A 14,270-nucleotide genomic window follows, 5' to 3' on the forward strand; every position below is an offset into this window, starting at 1 on the left:
GGCGCAGTCAGGCCGCGAGACCGAGCCGGACGTCTCGAGCGCGCAGCAGGGTGAAGGTGTCGCAGTAGGGCACGTCGAGCGCTCGGCAGGCGTTCGGGATCAGGATCCGGCGCCGCGCGTCCGCCTGGAACCCCTCGTGGGTGACGACCGTGTGCCCGTGGGCAGCGGCGTGGGCGACCAGGAAGCAGTCGGCGACGTTCAGGAACTCGTCGACCGCCGCTCGCGTGAAGCGCCCCGCTGAGGCCCAGAGCGCGAGATCGGCGAGCGCGCCGGCCGTCCGGGCATCCACCCGTGAGAAGAGCTCTCGATGATCGCGCGCCCAGACGGCGAGCTCGTCCTCGACGGCGACGATCTCCTCCTGCACCTGCTCGACGCTCCCGATGACGCCGGCGGCCGCGTCCCTCTCGAGCCACTCCCAGAAGCCCGGGGCGAGATCGAAGGCGTAGTAGCGGTTCTTGGCCTCGATCAGCACGTTCGTGTCGAGCAGGTACCTCACGCGACGCCCAGCTCGTCGGCCAGCTTCCGGAAGGTCTCGGCCTTCGTGGTGCCGAGGAGCCGGTAGGCCTCGCCGTAGGTCGTCCCACCGCTCCGCGCGTCCGAGATCACCGCTCGAGCGAAGCGTCTCCCGAGGCGGAGCGGCTGGGTCCGGTAGAAGCTCCCACCGCTCCGGCGGGCCCCGCGGGCCGCCTCCCGCACGCGAGCCGCCTCGTCGCCGGAGCGGGACCAGTACTCGTCCTCGTCGATCAGGCCGATGTCGACGAGGCGACGGAGGACGACCAGCGTGCTCACCCGGTAGAGCGCCGCCAGGCGGTCGAGCTCCTCGGCGTCGGTCGTGCCCCGGAACTCACCGGGCAGGGTCGCGCGGGGGACGAGCATCTCCGCCGCGATCCGATCGCACCAGCGCTCGTGCTCGTCGCGCGCGGATCCGGTCGATCCGACCTCGGAGAGCGCGGACTCCCCGGCGACGATGTGCCCCAGCTCGTGCACGAGGGTGAAGATCTGCGCCGCCTTGGTGTCGGCGGCGTTCACGAAGACGAGCGGCGCGTAGTCGTCGACGAGCGCGAACCCGCCGAACTCCTGCGGGTCGAGCACCCGATGGGTGTCCGAGCCCACCACGCCGCTGACGGACACGAGCACACCGGCACTCTCGACGAGATCGATGAGCCGTCGGAACGCCGCGTCCCAGCTCGGGAAGCGACCGCGTCGCTCCCTGTCGAAGCCGATCATCGTGCTGATGCGGTCGGCGACGATCTCCACGGGCTCGTCGAGGGAGGCGGACCCGACGAGGGCGATCTCGACGAGGCCGTGAGCGAGGGCGAAGTCGCGGTACCACCCCTGACGGCGCTGGCACGTGGAGAGGGTGTCCCGGAGATCCGGCGAGAGCTCCCGCCTCTGCGCGCCGCCGCGCGTCCGGCGATCGGGGATCCCCGCTGTCTCCTCGGGCGGCGTCGGGAGGAGGAGGTAGCCGAACGGGAGACGGGCCGCGCGGGCGAAGCTCCGCAGCTGCGGGAGCGTCGGCGGCGGGTCGGAGACGAGCCACCGGTCGAAGCGGGGGAAGCGCTCGCGGACCGTGGTCTCGGACCAGCCGGCGCGCTCCGCGGCCCACCGCAGGACCTCGGCGCTGACGGGGATCCGGACGCTCATCGACTCTCCCCGTTCCTCGGCGTGCGTGCCGTCCATCGTAGGAGGAGGACGCCTCAGCGTGCCGGGGTCGGCGCGCTCTGCGTGCCCGGATCGGTTACTCCCCGATCATCGCGAGCGACGGCGCGCGGCCCTTCTCGATGTGGGTGAAGGCGATCGACTCGGCGAGGCGGTCGTTGCCCGCGCGGATCGCGTCGAGAAGGCCGTGGTGCTCGTCGGACTGCTGGCGCTGGTCGCGGGCGCTGGTCAGGTAGAACAGCCAGGTCATCCGGCCCGTGACGGCGCGCATCAGCGAGGAGAGGAGCGCGCTGCCGGCCACCTCGACGATCGCCTCGTGCACGACGGTCGAGGTCTCGGCGACCTCCAGCCAGTCCTCGCTGTCGAGGGCGCGGTGCTCGGCGTCGATCGCGTCGAGCAGCGGAGCGAGGGAGGCGCCGCGGGCGACGGCCTGCGCGGCGAGGCGCGCGGCGAGCGTCTCGAGGCTCAGCCGGACGTCGAAGAGCTCGACCACGTCCTCGACGCTCCACTGCGCGACGCGGGTGGAGCGACGGGGCAGCATCCGCACGAAGCCCTCGTTCGCGAGCTGCGGCACGGCCTCGCGCACCGGCAGCCGCGAGACGTGCAGCTCGGCGGCCAGCGAGGCCTCGACGAGCCGCGACCCCTGCGGGTGCTGGCCGAGGATGATCTGCCGGCGCAGCGTCCGGTAGGTCTGGCTGGCGAGCGACTCCTCGGTGCTGGCGAGTGTCATGACGGTCCTCCTCGCGACGCCGGTGCGACCATTCAACACTCTCGGCCGACCCGGTGCGCTCGCCGTCCGGAGGCGCTCAGCCGCCGGGCCAGCTGCGCTCCTTCGGCAGCGGCCGGGCGTAGCTGTCGATCCGGCTGGTGCCGAGCCGCTGGCGGACGAGGGTCTCGACGAGGGCGGCCGCCGCGGCGACCCCGTCGACGACCGGCACCGGCAGCCGCGCGCCGACGTGCTCCTCGAGTCCCGCCATGCCCGCGCAGCCGAGGCAGATCACCTCGGCGCCGCGGGCGATCGCGCGCTCGCCGGCGGCGACGAACGCGTCGAGGGTGGCCTGCGGATCCTCCTCCAGCTCGAGGACGCCGAGCCCGGTGTCCTCGATCGCGGCGCAGTGCGCGATCAGGCCCGCGGTGGTGAGGCTGTCCTCGATCTGGCCGACCGCGCGGCGGACCGTGGTGACCACCCCGTAGCGGCGGCCGAGCAGCATCGCGAGGTGCGCGGACGCCTCCGTGATGTCGACGACGGGGACGTCGAGCAGCTCGCGGGCGCCCTCGCGGCCGTGCTCGCCGAAGCCGGCCATCACGACGCCGTCGATGCCGGCCGGCATCCGCTCCAGGGTGTGCAGGACGGCGGCGGCGCTGAGGAAGCTGTCGTACCAGCCCTCGGCCGAGGCGACGCCCCAGCTCGGCGTGATCGCGACGATCTCGGTGCCCGGCCCGACGGCGAGCCGGGCGCGGGCGGCGGCGGTCTCGGTCATCGACTCGGTCGTGTTGCAGTTGACGACGGCGATGCGCATCAGCGGCCCGCCGCCGCGGGGACCCCGGACAGCCGGACAGCGCTGCCCGCGTCCCGCAGCCGCGCCAGGTCGATCAGCGCGGCGGCGACCGCGATGTCCTGCGCGGCGAGGCCGACGGAGTCGAAGACGGTGATCTCGTCGTCGCGCGTGCGGCCGGGAGCGGTGCCGGCCACGACGTCGCCGAGCTCGAGCAGCCCGGCCGCGGCGTCGAGCGCGCCCTCCGCGATCGCGAGGACGAGATCGCCGGACTTCGCCCGCGCGGTGGCCGCGCTGTCGACGACGAGCGTGCCGATCGCCATCGCCGCCGAGTCGAGCTCGCGGTGCTCCGGCCGCGGGCGGGCGCCCACGGCGTTCACGTGCTGGCCGGCGTGCAGCCAGGCCCCGCGCACGATCGGCTCGACCGACGGCGTCAGCGTGCAGAGCACGTCGGAGCGCTCGGCGACGGCCCGCGGATCCGCGGCGCGGGTCACGGGGCGCCCCACCGCCTCCTCGAACCGGTCGAGCGTCGCGTCCGACCGCGACCAGACCACGATCTCGTCCAGGTCGCGCACCGCCTGCAGCGCGCGGACGTGCGCGACGGCGAGGTTGCCGGCGCCGATCAGCCCGAGCACCCGGCTGTCCGCCCGCGCGAGGTGCCGGGTGGCGACCGCGGAGGCGGCGGCGGTGCGGGCCCGGGTGATCAGCGCTCCGTCCAGGACGGCCACGCACTCCCCGGTGAGCAGCGAGGTGACCAGGATCGTCGAGCGCTGCGTCGGCAGCCCGCGCGCCGCGTTGCCGGGCAGGTCGGCCATCAGCTTCACGGCGGCCAGGCCCAGGGCGTCGGAGCGGACCGCCATCGGCAGGATCAGCCCGTCGTCCTCGCCCGCGAGGGCCGTCGGCGCACCCTGGTGCAGCGCCCCGGAGCCGAGGTCCGCGAACACCTGCTCGACCGCGCCGAGCACGTCGACGTCGGGGAGCAGCCCGGCGATCTGCTCGGAGGCGAGGACGAGCGTCATCAGCGCGCGCCGACCGTCGTGCGGCCGGTCAGCTCGGCGAGCGAGGGGGCGCTGGTGACGAGCCCGGCCTCGGCGAGGATCCGCATCCAGCGGTCGGAGGCGGCCTCGTCGATCACGGTCGTGTCCCAGACCCCGCCGGCGGCCATCTCGTCGGCGGCCTCGTGCAGCAGCACCGGGTCGCGGTCGGGCCAGCGCGCGGCGAGCACCGCGTCGATCTCGGCACCGGCCTCGCCCGCCGTGATCCGCTGCATCGCCGTCTCGATCGCGTCGACGAAGCGCTCGGTGCGGTCGGCGAGCTCCTCGACCCGCTCGGTGCGGGTGTAGTAGACGCTGTTGGGCATCACGCCCGCGTCGAGGTGGCGGAAGACGATCTGCCCGCCGCCGGCCGCGACGAGCTCCTTCGCCGAGAGCAGGTCGAGCACGATCGCGTCGCCGAGGCCGTCGCGGTAGAGCTCGAGCATCATCGCCGTGGACAGGTCGCGCGCCCAGCGGGTGGCGGAGACGTCGAGGCCGGCCTCGCGGATCAGGCCCGCGGTGAACTCGAACGGCGCGCTGCCGCCGGCGCCCGGGGCGAGCACGACCTTGCCGGCCAGCCAGTCCAGGCCGACCGGTCCGGAGCCGTCGCGGGCCACGATCGTCATCGGGAAGCGGTGGTTGAGCTGGCCGACGACGGTCAGCTCGCGGCTCGTCCCGGCGTACATGCCGGGGACCCAGAGCCCGCCGAGGGCGAGGTCGGCGGCGCCGGAGTCGAGGTCGTCGAGGACGCCGGTCCAGGGGTCGCAGGCGGTGGCGGTGACGGCGAGGCCGCGCTCGGCGAACAGGCCGCCGACGTCGGCGACGTACTCGGGGAGGTAGTTGAGTCCGTTGGCGGTGGCCGAGACGGTGAGGGTGTCCATGGTGCTCCTTGTGGTGCTGTCCGGTGGCGGGTCGCGCCCCCGGCGCTGGAGCGCCGGGGGCGTGGGTGGGTCAGTGGGCGGCGGCGGCGATCGCGTTCTCGTTGACGTCCTCGAGCGAGCGTCCCCGGGTCTCCGGGGCGAAGCGGGAGGCGACGACGAGCACCGCGTACATCACGGCGGCGAGGCCGAAGACGCCGGCGAAGGCGAACGAGCCGTAGAGCGCGACGGCGAGGAACGGCATGACTGCTCCGGCGATGTTGCCGATGCCGTTGACGATCGAGGCTCCGGAGGCGCGGATCGCGGTCGGGAAGATCTCGGCGGTCCAGGTGGCGAGGGTCGTGTTGGTGACCATCGTGAAGAACTGGAAGAGAGCGCCGAGCACGAGGATCGCCCCGGTGCCGTTGCCGAAGCCGGCGAAGGCGAGCGCGGTGAGGCAGCCGAGGACTCCGGCGGCGCCGACGGCGGTGCGGCGGCCGACGCGACCGGCGATCAGGGCCGCGGTCGTCGCTCCGAGGAGCGAGCCGATGTTCATGATCATCGTGTAGAGCAGGCTCTCCGAGACGGAGTAGCCGCGCTCGACCAGCAGGGTCGGCATCAGGAAGTTCAGCGTGACCTGCGAGCCGAAGGCCATCCAGGACGCGACGCCGAGGGCGGCGGTGCGGCGGATCACCGGGCGGCTGAAGACCGCGGCGGGGGAGGCGGACATCCGCACGGGCGGCAGGTCGTCCGGCGAGAGCTCGACGGGCGGGCGGTCGGTGGTGGGGGTGAGCGAGTTCGAGGCGAGGATCGCGAGCGAGCGGTTCGCCTCCTCCGTGCGGCCCTGCGAGAGCAGCCAGCGCGGCGTCTCCGGCAGCTTGCGGCGGTAGAAGACGACCAGCAGCGCGGGGACGGCGAGGATCACGAACGACCAGCGCCACACCGAGTCGGGGCCGCCGAGCGGGGTCTCCAGCGGGCCGAGCAGCAGCAGGAACAGGCCGTAGGAGAGGAAGTTGCCGAGGCCGCCGGCGCCGACGTTGACGGCGCCGATCGCGGTGCCGCGGAAGCGGGTGGAGACCATCTCGGAGAGCATGACCAGGCCGATCATGAACTCGCCGCCGATGCCGATGCCGACGATCAGGCGGCTGACGAGCAGCATCTCGTAGTTCATCGCGACGGCGCTGAGCAGTCCGCCGAGCGTGTAGATCAGCAGGTTCAGGCTGAGCGAGAAGCGGCGGCCGTAGCGGTCGGCGAGGTAGCCGGCCAGCAGGCGGCCGATCAGTCCGCCGATGACCGTGGCGGTGTTGATGGTCGTGAGCTGGATGTCGCCGATCTGCAGCGTCTCCTTGATGTGGCTGCCCATGGCACCCACCGAGTTCTGCTCGAGCGTGTTGAAGAACTCCCCGGCGAGGATCAGCAGGAAGATCCAGAACTGCGCGCGGGTGAAGCCGATGGAGTCGAGGACGGAGGCGACCGTGTGTCCGGAGGCGGGCGGAGCGGTGGTGCGGGATACAGCTGACATGTGTAGCTCCCAGCAGGGCGAGGGGTGAGGCGGCTCCAGAGTGATGGTCACCGCGAGGACTCCTCTTTTGTATCCCAAACACCGTTTCGGGCAGGTTTCCACGATGCTACAACCTGCGCACACGGGCGTCGAACCGGGCGAGAGGGGGTTGTCGGTGCGGTGATTCGGCTTCCGCTGTATACAAAACGGGTCTGAAGGCAGTGCGGAGCCCACCCCGGGACCGCGCGAAGTCCGCCCTGAGCTCGCAGGGACGCTCGCACGGACGCCCGCTTCGCCGACAGCTGCCGCGCATCTCCCCGGCCTGTGGACGGCGCTGGCCGCAGAGCGCGTCGTCGCTCGATGTTTCCTGCGCACTGGCTGATCCGGCGGGACGATCCCGGAGCCCCGCACGTCTGATTCATGTGCGACGGATCGTCGTCACCGCGACCGAGTCGCGCATCACCTTCTACACAGGGAGAGCATCATGACCAACGTCACCCCCAGCACCCTCGCCACCACCTCGGCCAAGCACGGCACCGAGACCTCGACCGGCAAGAACACGATCGCCGACGGCGTCGTCGAGAAGGTCGCCGGCATCGCCGCCCGCCAGGTCGCCGGCGTCCACGACCTCGGTGGCGGAGCCGCCCGCGCCATCGGCGCCATCCGCAACGCGATCAACGCGCAGGACCGCGGCCAGGGCATCTCCGTCGAGGTCGGCGAGAAGCAGGTCGCCGCCGACATCACCGTCGTCGCCGAGTACCCCGTCGCGCTGCAGAAGCTCGCCGACAGCATCCGCTCCGCCGTCTCCGAGGCCATCTCCTCGGTCGTCGGCATGGAGGTCACCGAGGTCAACGTGACCGTCGCCGACGTCTACATCCCCTCGGACGACAAGGACGAGGACACCGAGAGCCGCGTCAAGTGACTCCGTCCCACCTCGGCCTGATCCTGGGCGCCGTCCTCGCCGTCACCGGCCTGGTCTTCGGCTTCTGGGCACTCCTCTGGGTCGCCCTCGCCATGGCCGTCGGCTACGGCGTCGGCCGCGTCGTCGAGGGCAAGCTCGACCTGAGCTCGCTCGCCGACACCCTCCGCGGGCGGCGGTCCTCGTGACCGCGGCGGTGATGGCCGACCAGGCCCGCCACGGCCGCACGACGATCACCTCGCGCGCCGTGCGCAGGGTCGTGTCGGCCGTCACCGCGGAGGCGCTCGACGTCGACGCGTCGGACGTCTCGGTCGAGCTGGACGACGACGGGGGGAAGCTGCACGTCACCGCGCAGGCCCCCCTGCGCATCCGTCCGTTCGGCGAGGGGGACCGCCGCTCCGGCACGGTCCTCAGCCGTCTCAGCACGGCCCAGTCCACCATCCGCACCCGCTGCCTCGAGCTGACCGGGTCCACCATCGGGCGCGTCGACCTCCGGATCACCGGGGCCGACCTGCGCGAGCGAAGGAGAGTCTCGTGACGACCCCCGCAGCCTCAGGGACCCGCTCCACGGGTTCGCTGTACCCCCGGCTCGTCCGGCGCGAGATCACCTCGTCCCGCTCCACCTCGGCGATCGTCCTCGCGGTCCTGCTCATCCTCGTCTTCGCGTGGATCGGCACGGAGGCGGTGCTCGCCGCCCTCGGGCAGCCCGCGCTGCTCGTCGCCCCGCAGGACGGCGCGGCCGCGGTGCTCGGCGCCGCGAGCGCTCCCGTCCCGCTGATCGTCGCCGGCGGAGCGGTCGCCGCGCTGATCGGGCTCGTCCTGATCGTCGTGTCCTTCTCCCCGGGTCGTCGCGGCCGCCGCCGCGCCGCCGCCGACCGCACCGCGGCCGTCATCGACGACCGCGTGATCGCGCAGAGCCTCGCCCGCACCGCCGCCTACGCCGGCGACGTCGACCCCGACCAGGTGTCGGTCTCGATCGGCGGACGCACGGCCGGAGTCACCGTCGGCCGCACCTCCGGGCGCAGCCTCGACGTCGGCACCATCCGCGCGGCGGTCGACGCCGAGCTCGCCGGCTACGACATCAGCCCGAAGCTCACGGCCCGCGTGCGCCTGTCCGAGAAGGGGACGGTCCGATGACCACCACCAACCGGTTCCTCAACCGCCTCCTCCTGTTCGTCGTGGGCCTCGTGCTCCTGCTCGCCGGCGGTGCCGTCGCGGCGGGAGCGCTGTTCCCCGACGTCCAGCAGACGGTCTCCACCGGCGCGGAGGACGCGACGCAGCCCACCAGCGACGCCCTCTCCGGCGGGCAGCCGTGGATCCTCTGGGTCACGGCCGTGGTCGCCCTCGTGCTGATCCTGCTGCTGGTGCGCTTCATCGTGCGCCAGGGCCGGGGACGCACGTCGACGCTGCTGCGCGTGGGCTCCGGCTCGGGCGCGGGCACGCCGACCGGCGGCTCCGTGACCATCGACGCGAAGGTCGCCGAGCACGTCCTCGAGGAGGCGCTGTCGCACGATCCCTCGATCGTCGCGCTCGACGTCACCGCCTTCGAGGTCAAGCACCGCACCGTCCTCCGCGTCACCGCGCACACCCGCCGCGGCGTCTCGCCGATGCGGACCCGCCGCGCGATCGACGACGCGGTGAAGAGCTGGGACGCTGTGCTGGGCGAGGAGACCCCCGTGGTCATCCAGATCGTCAGCGGAATCCGCACCAGGATGAGCAGCAGCGCCCGCGTGCAGTAGCGGCGTCCGCGCCGCCCCGTGCCGCGCACCCGCCGCACCGGACGATCCGGCCCTCCCGCTCGGGAGGGCCGGAAGACCACTGAGGAGTACCCCATGACCGACACCGTCGGAACGAACGACCTCCGCGCCATCGACGGCGCGCACCCGGAGGACGAGTCGATCGAGCGACTGCTCGCGACCGCCGCCGCGGAGACCACCGCCGGTGTCACCGGCGTCCACCACCTCGGCGGCGCCGCCGCCCGCACCCTCGACCGCGCGACCCGCGCCGTCCTGGGCACCAGCACGAGCCCGGGTGTGAGCATCGCCCGCGTCGACGGCGCGCTCGTCCTCGACCTCGACCTGGTGTCGGAGTACCCGCGCCCCGTCCAGGAGGTCATCGACGCCGTCCGCGAGCAGGTCGGCAAGGCCGCCGCGCAGCTGACCCACGAGCGCGTCGTCGTCAACGTCAACGTCACCGACGTGCACGGCCCCTTCGACCCGATCGAGGTGCCGGACTCCGAGCGCGAGGACGGCCCCTCGCTGGTCGAGAAGGCCGGCGACGCGATGGACTCCGCTCGCGAGAAGGGCGGCGCCGCCCTCGACTCCGCCCGGGAGAAGGGCGCCGCGGCGCTCGACACCGCCCGCGAGCGGACCGCCGACGCGCTCGACGACGCCTCGGACCGCCTCGACGAGGCCGCCGACCGCGCCGCCGAGTCGGACGCCACCGCGGACTCGCTGTCCGACGAGGTCGCGACGCGGCCGGCCCGCGTGGAGCGCGACGCCGACGCGGACGCGGACGCGGACTCCGACTCCGACGCCGTCGAGACCGTCGTCGTCACCGCCGATGCTCCCGCCGCCGAGTTCGTCGTCCGCGTCGAGGTCGAGCCGGTGGACGACTCCGCCTCTGCCGACGCTGCATCGGCCGCCGACACCTCTGCCGACGGCTCCGACGTCGCCGACGCCGAGCGCCGCGGGTCGGAGTAGGCCGTGCGCACCCGCTCCTACGGCTCGCGCCGGAAGCCGCGCGCTGCCTGGGCCGCCCTCGCGACCGGCGTCGTCGTCAGCTTCCTGATCGTCGTCGGCGTGCTGCTGCCCGTGCTCGGCCTGATCGGCGCGGCCGACGCGACGACCGCGGGGGTCCTCGACGTCCCGGTCGGCGCGATCACCCTGTCGATCGTGCTCAGCTACCTGGTGGCCCTGGCGTTCCTCGCGCTGGCGTTCGTCTCCCGCAACGCCGCCCTCGCCTGGGTCGCCGCGGTCGCCGCCGTCGTAGCGACCCTCGTCGGCTCGCTCTGGCCGCTGCTCGCCACCGCCTTCGCGAGCGTCGACCAGGCCGGCGACGTCATCCCCTTCATCCAGGACCTGATCGCCCGCGTCACCGGCTGACCCCGCTCCGCATCCCGCCGCTCGAGCAGGCGAAGCCGCTTCGAGCCTCCGCGATGGGGAGTGGACGCGGCGGCCGCCCTTTTTCATGCTGGTCGAGTAGCCCCGAAGGGGCGTATCGAGACCCACCGTCATCCGCACGGCGGTCTGCAGGCTCGTCTCCCGACGCGAGCGGACCGCGACACGCCCGCTGCGCGTGCTGTGCGACCAGCGGAGGGCCCGCTCGAACGGTGTGGAGCGCTCGAGCGCTGCAGAACATCAGCTGAGAAGGGGTGGCCTCCGCTGTCAGGGGAGGCCCCCTGCTCTCAGCTGATGTTGTGCGCACCCCTGCCGGTCGAGGAGCCCGCAGGGGCGTCTCGACACCCGCCGCCACCAGCTCGGCGGCTCTGCGGACTCGTGTTCTGACATCGGTGGATCCACAGGGAAGAGACGCCGGCGAACATGCTGGTCGAGTAGCCCCGCAGGGGCGTATCGAGACCCGCCGTCCTCAGCGCGGCGGGTCTGCAGACTCACGTTCTGACGTCGCTGGATCTCGATACGCCCGCTCCGCGGGCTACTCGATCAGCATCGGCACCCCGAGGCGATCTGCGCCGTCCGGCCGTAGCGTGGCGGGATGACCACCAGCACCCACCCCGACGACCTCCGCGCGCAGTACCTGCGCGTCTACGACGAGCAGCTCCGCACCGACGCCGAGACGCCGAGCGCCGTGGCGGTGACTCTCGCCGGGCCGCTCCGGCTGGTCACCTTCGCCGGCGGGCGCGGCTTCGTCACCTACCGCGACCTCGGCGGGGCGGACGAGGTGGCGATCGATGCCCTCGTCGCCGCGGCCCGCGCGCACTTCGACGCCGACGCGGAGATCCGGAAGGTCGAGTGGAAGACCCGCGGCCACGACCGGGCGCCCGGGCTGCACGAGGCGCTGCTGCGCCACGGCTTCGTCGCGGAGGAGACGGAGTCGATCATGATCGGCCCGCTCGAGGCGCTCACCCGCGACGCCCCGGTGCCCGACGGCGCGACCCTGCGCCGCGTCGTCGACGAGCCGGACGTCCGCGCGTTCAGCGCGATGATCGACGCCGCCTTCGGCGAGGACGTCGACACGGACATCGCCGACGCGCTGGTCGCACGGCTCGCTCGCGGCGACGGCATGGAGCTGTGGGTCGCCGAGGTCGACGGCCGCATGGTCGGCGGCGGCCGGCTCGAGCCGGTCGCGGACTCCGACGTCGTCGGCGTCTGGGGCGGCGCCGTGCTCGAGGAGTACCGCGGCCGCGGCCTGTACCGCGCGCTGACGGCCGCGCGCGCCGCCTCCGCGCTCGCGGCGGGCCGCACCCTCGTGCACAGCGACTCGACGGAGTACTCCCGCCCGATCCTCGAGCGCTCGGGCCTCGTGAAGGTGTCGACGACGACCCCGTACCTCTGGCGCCGCCCGTGAGAGGCACATGCTGATCGAGTAGCCCTCGGAGAGGGCGTATCGAGATCCGCCGTCCTCAAGACGTGGGGTCTCGATACGCCCCTCCGGGGCTACTCGACCAGCATGGACGCGCGATCCGCGCGGCATTTCTTGCTGATGAAGCAGTGGGCCCGTCTCATGCTGATCGAGTAGCCCTCGGAGAGGGCGTATCGAGATCCACCGTCCTGGAGACGCCGGGTCTCGATACGCCCCTGCGGGGCTACTCGACCGGCATGCGCTGCGCTCAGCTCGGCGAGCTGATCTCCAGCGCGATGTTGTCGGGGTCGCGGAACTCGAGGATGCTCTGGCCGCCGGCGTCCTTGATCGGCTCGTGCGCGATGCCGAGCTCGTCGAGCGCGGCGGCGGCGGCCTTCAGGGCGTCGAGGTCGGCGACGGCGAAGCTGAGGTGGTCGAGGCCGATGCGGTCCTCGTCGAAGCGGTCGCCCGCGTCGGCGACCGGGCGCAGGCCCAGCAGCCCGCCCGGGAACTGGTAGATCACGCCGCCGAAGAGGAACGCGAGCTGCTCCTTCTGCTCCTCGGGGGCGTCGGCGGGCGGCGCCTCGAAGGCGACGTCGAAGCCGAAGACGGAGTCGTAGAAGGCGCGCGACACGGCGATGTCGCGGACGGTCAGGCGGATGTGGGCGTAGTCGACAGCGGGGATCGGCACGGGGGTTCCTCTCGGGAGCGGAGGGCGAAGTCGCCCTGCCTTCATGATTCGGAGCGGGCGCCGCACCCGGTGAGGGCTGGCGCCGCGCTCCGGGATCCGGTAGAGCCGCTCACTCCAGCTCGGCGGGCCGCGCCGGCTCGGCCAGCAGCGCGCGCGCCGCCATCCCGATCACCGCGCTGTACGTCGGGTAGGCGAAGCGCACGTTCGCGAGGGTCGCGACGTCGACTCCGGCCGCCATCGCCGTCGTCACCGACTGCACGACCTCGATCGCGTTCTCGCCGACGGCGTGCGCGCCGAGCAGCAGCTCGCGGCGCCGGTCCGCGATCAGCGTCAGGAACCCGCCCTCGCGGTCGTCGATCACGGCGCGGTCGACGCTCGAGAACGGCACCGAGGCGACGATGCACTGCGGGTCGCGCTCGCGCGCCTGCTCCTGGGTGAAGCCGACTCCCGCGTAGTCCGGGTCCGTGAAGCCGCCGGCCGGCAGCAGGAACTGCGGAGTGCGCCGGTTGGCGCCCAGCACGGCGTTCTCGGCCGCCGCCTCGGCCTCGAACTGCGCCGCCTGCACGAGCATGTCGCGCCCGTTCGCGTCGCCGACCGCGAAGACGTGCGGCACGACCGTCCGGAAGTACTGATCGGCCGGGATCGCCGAGCGGACGACCTCGATGCCGGCGTTCTCCAGGCCGAGGTCCTCGACGTCGGCGGGCCAGCCGGTCGCCATGATCACGGCGTCGACGCCCTCGGTGCGCGCTGAGCCGGCCTCGCGCCAGGTGATGTCGATCGAGCCGTCCTCCGCGCGCTCGAGGCGCTCGATCGTCTCGATGCCCAGGTGCACGCGCACGCCCTGGCGCTCGAAGGCGCCGGCGACGTGCTCCGAGATGCTCGCGTCCGAGGTGGTCAGGATCCGCGGCGCGACGTCGAGCAGCGTCACCTCCGAGCCGAAGGCGTTGAACACCGTGACGAGCTGCGCGCCGGTGTTGCCGCCGCCGATGACCGCGACCCGGCGGGGGAGGGCGGGCAGGCCGAGCACATCCTCGGGGACGGTGGCGAGCTCGGCGCCCGGGATCGGCAGGCGGCGCGAGTGGCCACCGACGCAGATCAGGATCGAGCGGGCGCGGATCCGCCGGCCGCTGTCCAGGACGAGGGTGCTCTCGTCGACGAAGCGCGCGCGGCCTTCGTGGATCAGCTCGACTCCCGCCTCCTCGAAGCGCTGCGCCTCGCGCTTGATCGAGCGGACCTTGTCGACCCGCGCGTGCACGTGGCGGACGGTCGCGGCCCAGTCGACGACGGGCGTGCCGACGTCGACGCCGTAGTCGCCGGCGGTGCGGGCCTCGCGGACGATGCGCGCGGTCTTCGCGAGCACGCGGGTGGGCACGCAGCCGGTGTTGACGCAGGTGCCGCCGACGCGGCCGGCCTCGAGCACGACCACCTTGGCGCCGAGCTCGGCCGCGCGGAGGGCGGCGGCGGTGCCGGCCGGGCCCGCGCCGATCACGGCGACGTCGTACTCCTGGGGCGCGGTGGTGCCGGAGTCGGTGGCGGTGGTGGCGTTCTCGGTGCTGGCGGGCACGGCGGGGCCTCTCAGGTCGGTGCTCGGC

Annotated in this window: 17 protein-coding genes; 8 read left to right on the forward strand and 9 right to left on the reverse strand. The window is 73.3% G+C overall.

Going from position 1 to position 14,270, the window contains the following annotated elements; all coding sequences use genetic code 11:
* Positions 1-7: 7 nt before the first annotated feature.
* The 7 genes from C1I64_RS17395 to C1I64_RS17425 all read right to left on the reverse strand — a co-directional run bounded on the left by C1I64_RS17395 (position 8) and on the right by C1I64_RS17425 (position 6,568).
* Positions 8-496, reverse strand: coding sequence for a DUF4411 family protein (locus C1I64_RS17395; protein ID WP_127888085.1), 489 nt, complete (start codon positions 494-496; stop codon positions 8-10).
* Entirely contained in the window at positions 493-1,644 is a 1,152-nt protein-coding gene (locus C1I64_RS17400; protein ID WP_127888086.1) for an ImmA/IrrE family metallo-endopeptidase, read from the reverse strand. The genes C1I64_RS17395 and C1I64_RS17400 overlap by 4 nt, the downstream gene beginning before the upstream one ends.
* A 94-nt stretch (positions 1,645-1,738) precedes the next feature.
* Complete coding sequence (locus C1I64_RS17405; RefSeq protein ID WP_123447463.1) at positions 1,739-2,389, reverse strand: GntR family transcriptional regulator; 651 nt, start codon at positions 2,387-2,389, stop codon at positions 1,739-1,741.
* A 76-nt stretch (positions 2,390-2,465) separates the two neighbouring features.
* On the reverse strand, positions 2,466-3,179 hold the full coding sequence (locus C1I64_RS17410; protein WP_127888087.1) for an aspartate/glutamate racemase family protein: 714 nt from the start codon (positions 3,177-3,179) through the stop codon (positions 2,466-2,468).
* Positions 3,179-4,174, reverse strand: coding sequence for an ornithine cyclodeaminase family protein (locus C1I64_RS17415; RefSeq protein WP_127888088.1), 996 nt, complete (start codon positions 4,172-4,174; stop codon positions 3,179-3,181). The genes C1I64_RS17410 and C1I64_RS17415 overlap by 1 nt, the downstream gene beginning before the upstream one ends.
* Positions 4,174-5,070 (reverse strand): ABC transporter substrate-binding protein, encoded by an 897-nt coding sequence (locus C1I64_RS17420; protein ID WP_127888089.1) that lies wholly within the window; start codon positions 5,068-5,070, stop codon positions 4,174-4,176. The genes C1I64_RS17415 and C1I64_RS17420 overlap by 1 nt, the downstream gene beginning before the upstream one ends.
* A gap of 70 nt (positions 5,071-5,140) precedes the next feature.
* Complete coding sequence (locus C1I64_RS17425) at positions 5,141-6,568, reverse strand: MFS transporter (protein ID WP_243585858.1); 1,428 nt, start codon at positions 6,566-6,568, stop codon at positions 5,141-5,143.
* Positions 6,569-7,031: 463 nt separating this feature from the next.
* Here C1I64_RS17425 and C1I64_RS17430 point away from each other — a divergent pair, with 463 nt between their 5' ends.
* The 8 genes from C1I64_RS17430 (at position 7,032) to C1I64_RS17465 (ending at position 11,993) form a co-directional block, all read left to right on the forward strand.
* The gene (locus C1I64_RS17430; RefSeq protein WP_127888090.1) at positions 7,032-7,469 is read left to right on the forward strand and encodes an Asp23/Gls24 family envelope stress response protein; all 438 of its coding nucleotides are present in this window, start codon (positions 7,032-7,034) and stop codon (positions 7,467-7,469) included.
* On the forward strand, positions 7,466-7,654 hold the full coding sequence (locus C1I64_RS17435; RefSeq protein WP_123447468.1) for a DUF2273 domain-containing protein: 189 nt from the start codon (positions 7,466-7,468) through the stop codon (positions 7,652-7,654). Before C1I64_RS17430 ends, C1I64_RS17435 begins: the two co-directional genes overlap by 4 nt.
* A complete protein-coding gene (locus tag C1I64_RS17440; protein ID WP_244209518.1) occupies positions 7,651-8,004 on the forward strand; it encodes a hypothetical protein in 354 nt (117 codons plus the stop codon). The genes C1I64_RS17435 and C1I64_RS17440 overlap by 4 nt, the downstream gene beginning before the upstream one ends.
* A complete protein-coding gene (locus tag C1I64_RS17445; protein WP_123447469.1) occupies positions 8,001-8,603 on the forward strand; it encodes an Asp23/Gls24 family envelope stress response protein in 603 nt (200 codons plus the stop codon). Before C1I64_RS17440 ends, C1I64_RS17445 begins: the two co-directional genes overlap by 4 nt.
* Entirely contained in the window at positions 8,600-9,205 is a 606-nt protein-coding gene (locus C1I64_RS17450) for a hypothetical protein (RefSeq protein WP_127888091.1), read from the forward strand. The genes C1I64_RS17445 and C1I64_RS17450 overlap by 4 nt, the downstream gene beginning before the upstream one ends.
* A 93-nt stretch (positions 9,206-9,298) precedes the next feature.
* Positions 9,299-10,168 carry an Asp23/Gls24 family envelope stress response protein gene (locus C1I64_RS17455; protein WP_127888092.1) on the forward strand — a complete coding sequence of 290 codons (870 nt, stop codon included), beginning with the start codon at positions 9,299-9,301 and terminating at the stop codon, positions 10,166-10,168.
* Positions 10,169-10,171: 3 nt separating this feature from the next.
* Positions 10,172-10,570 (forward strand): hypothetical protein, encoded by a 399-nt coding sequence (locus C1I64_RS17460; RefSeq protein ID WP_127888093.1) that lies wholly within the window; start codon positions 10,172-10,174, stop codon positions 10,568-10,570.
* A 610-nt stretch (positions 10,571-11,180) separates the two neighbouring features.
* On the forward strand, positions 11,181-11,993 hold the full coding sequence (locus C1I64_RS17465) for a GNAT family N-acetyltransferase (RefSeq protein WP_127888094.1): 813 nt from the start codon (positions 11,181-11,183) through the stop codon (positions 11,991-11,993).
* Between the two features lie 262 nt (positions 11,994-12,255).
* On the opposite strand, the gene C1I64_RS17470 is transcribed toward C1I64_RS17465, so the two are convergent.
* Complete coding sequence (locus tag C1I64_RS17470) at positions 12,256-12,678, reverse strand: VOC family protein (RefSeq protein ID WP_123447474.1); 423 nt, start codon at positions 12,676-12,678, stop codon at positions 12,256-12,258.
* A gap of 109 nt (positions 12,679-12,787) precedes the next feature.
* The gene (locus tag C1I64_RS17475; protein ID WP_244209519.1) at positions 12,788-14,242 is read right to left on the reverse strand and encodes a dihydrolipoyl dehydrogenase family protein; all 1,455 of its coding nucleotides are present in this window, start codon (positions 14,240-14,242) and stop codon (positions 12,788-12,790) included.
* Positions 14,243-14,270 lie beyond the last annotated feature (28 nt).

Origin of the sequence: Rathayibacter festucae DSM 15932, from assembly GCF_004011135.1 — a bacterium.
Taxonomy (GTDB): Bacteria; Actinomycetota; Actinomycetes; order Actinomycetales; family Microbacteriaceae; genus Rathayibacter; species Rathayibacter festucae.

Excerpts from the sequence above, each read along its gene's own strand:
- C1I64_RS17400 (WP_127888086.1), bottom strand. The coding sequence starts at position 1,644 with ATGAGCGTCCGGATCCCCGTCAGCGCCGAGGTCCTGCGGTGGGCCGCG.
- C1I64_RS17405 (WP_123447463.1), bottom strand. The coding sequence starts at position 2,389 with ATGACACTCGCCAGCACCGAGGAGTCGCTCGCCAGCCAGACCTACCGG.
- C1I64_RS17410 (WP_127888087.1), bottom strand. The coding sequence starts at position 3,179 with ATGCGCATCGCCGTCGTCAACTGCAACACGACCGAGTCGATGACCGAG.
- C1I64_RS17415 (WP_127888088.1), bottom strand. The coding sequence starts at position 4,174 with ATGACGCTCGTCCTCGCCTCCGAGCAGATCGCCGGGCTGCTCCCCGAC.
- C1I64_RS17420 (WP_127888089.1), bottom strand. The coding sequence starts at position 5,070 with ATGGACACCCTCACCGTCTCGGCCACCGCCAACGGACTCAACTACCTC.
- C1I64_RS17425 (WP_243585858.1), bottom strand. The coding sequence starts at position 6,568 with ATGTCAGCTGTATCCCGCACCACCGCTCCGCCCGCCTCCGGACACACG.
- C1I64_RS17430 (WP_127888090.1), top strand. The coding sequence starts at position 7,032 with ATGACCAACGTCACCCCCAGCACCCTCGCCACCACCTCGGCCAAGCAC.
- C1I64_RS17450 (WP_127888091.1), top strand. The coding sequence starts at position 8,600 with ATGACCACCACCAACCGGTTCCTCAACCGCCTCCTCCTGTTCGTCGTG.
- C1I64_RS17455 (WP_127888092.1), top strand. The coding sequence starts at position 9,299 with ATGACCGACACCGTCGGAACGAACGACCTCCGCGCCATCGACGGCGCG.
- C1I64_RS17465 (WP_127888094.1), top strand. The coding sequence starts at position 11,181 with ATGACCACCAGCACCCACCCCGACGACCTCCGCGCGCAGTACCTGCGC.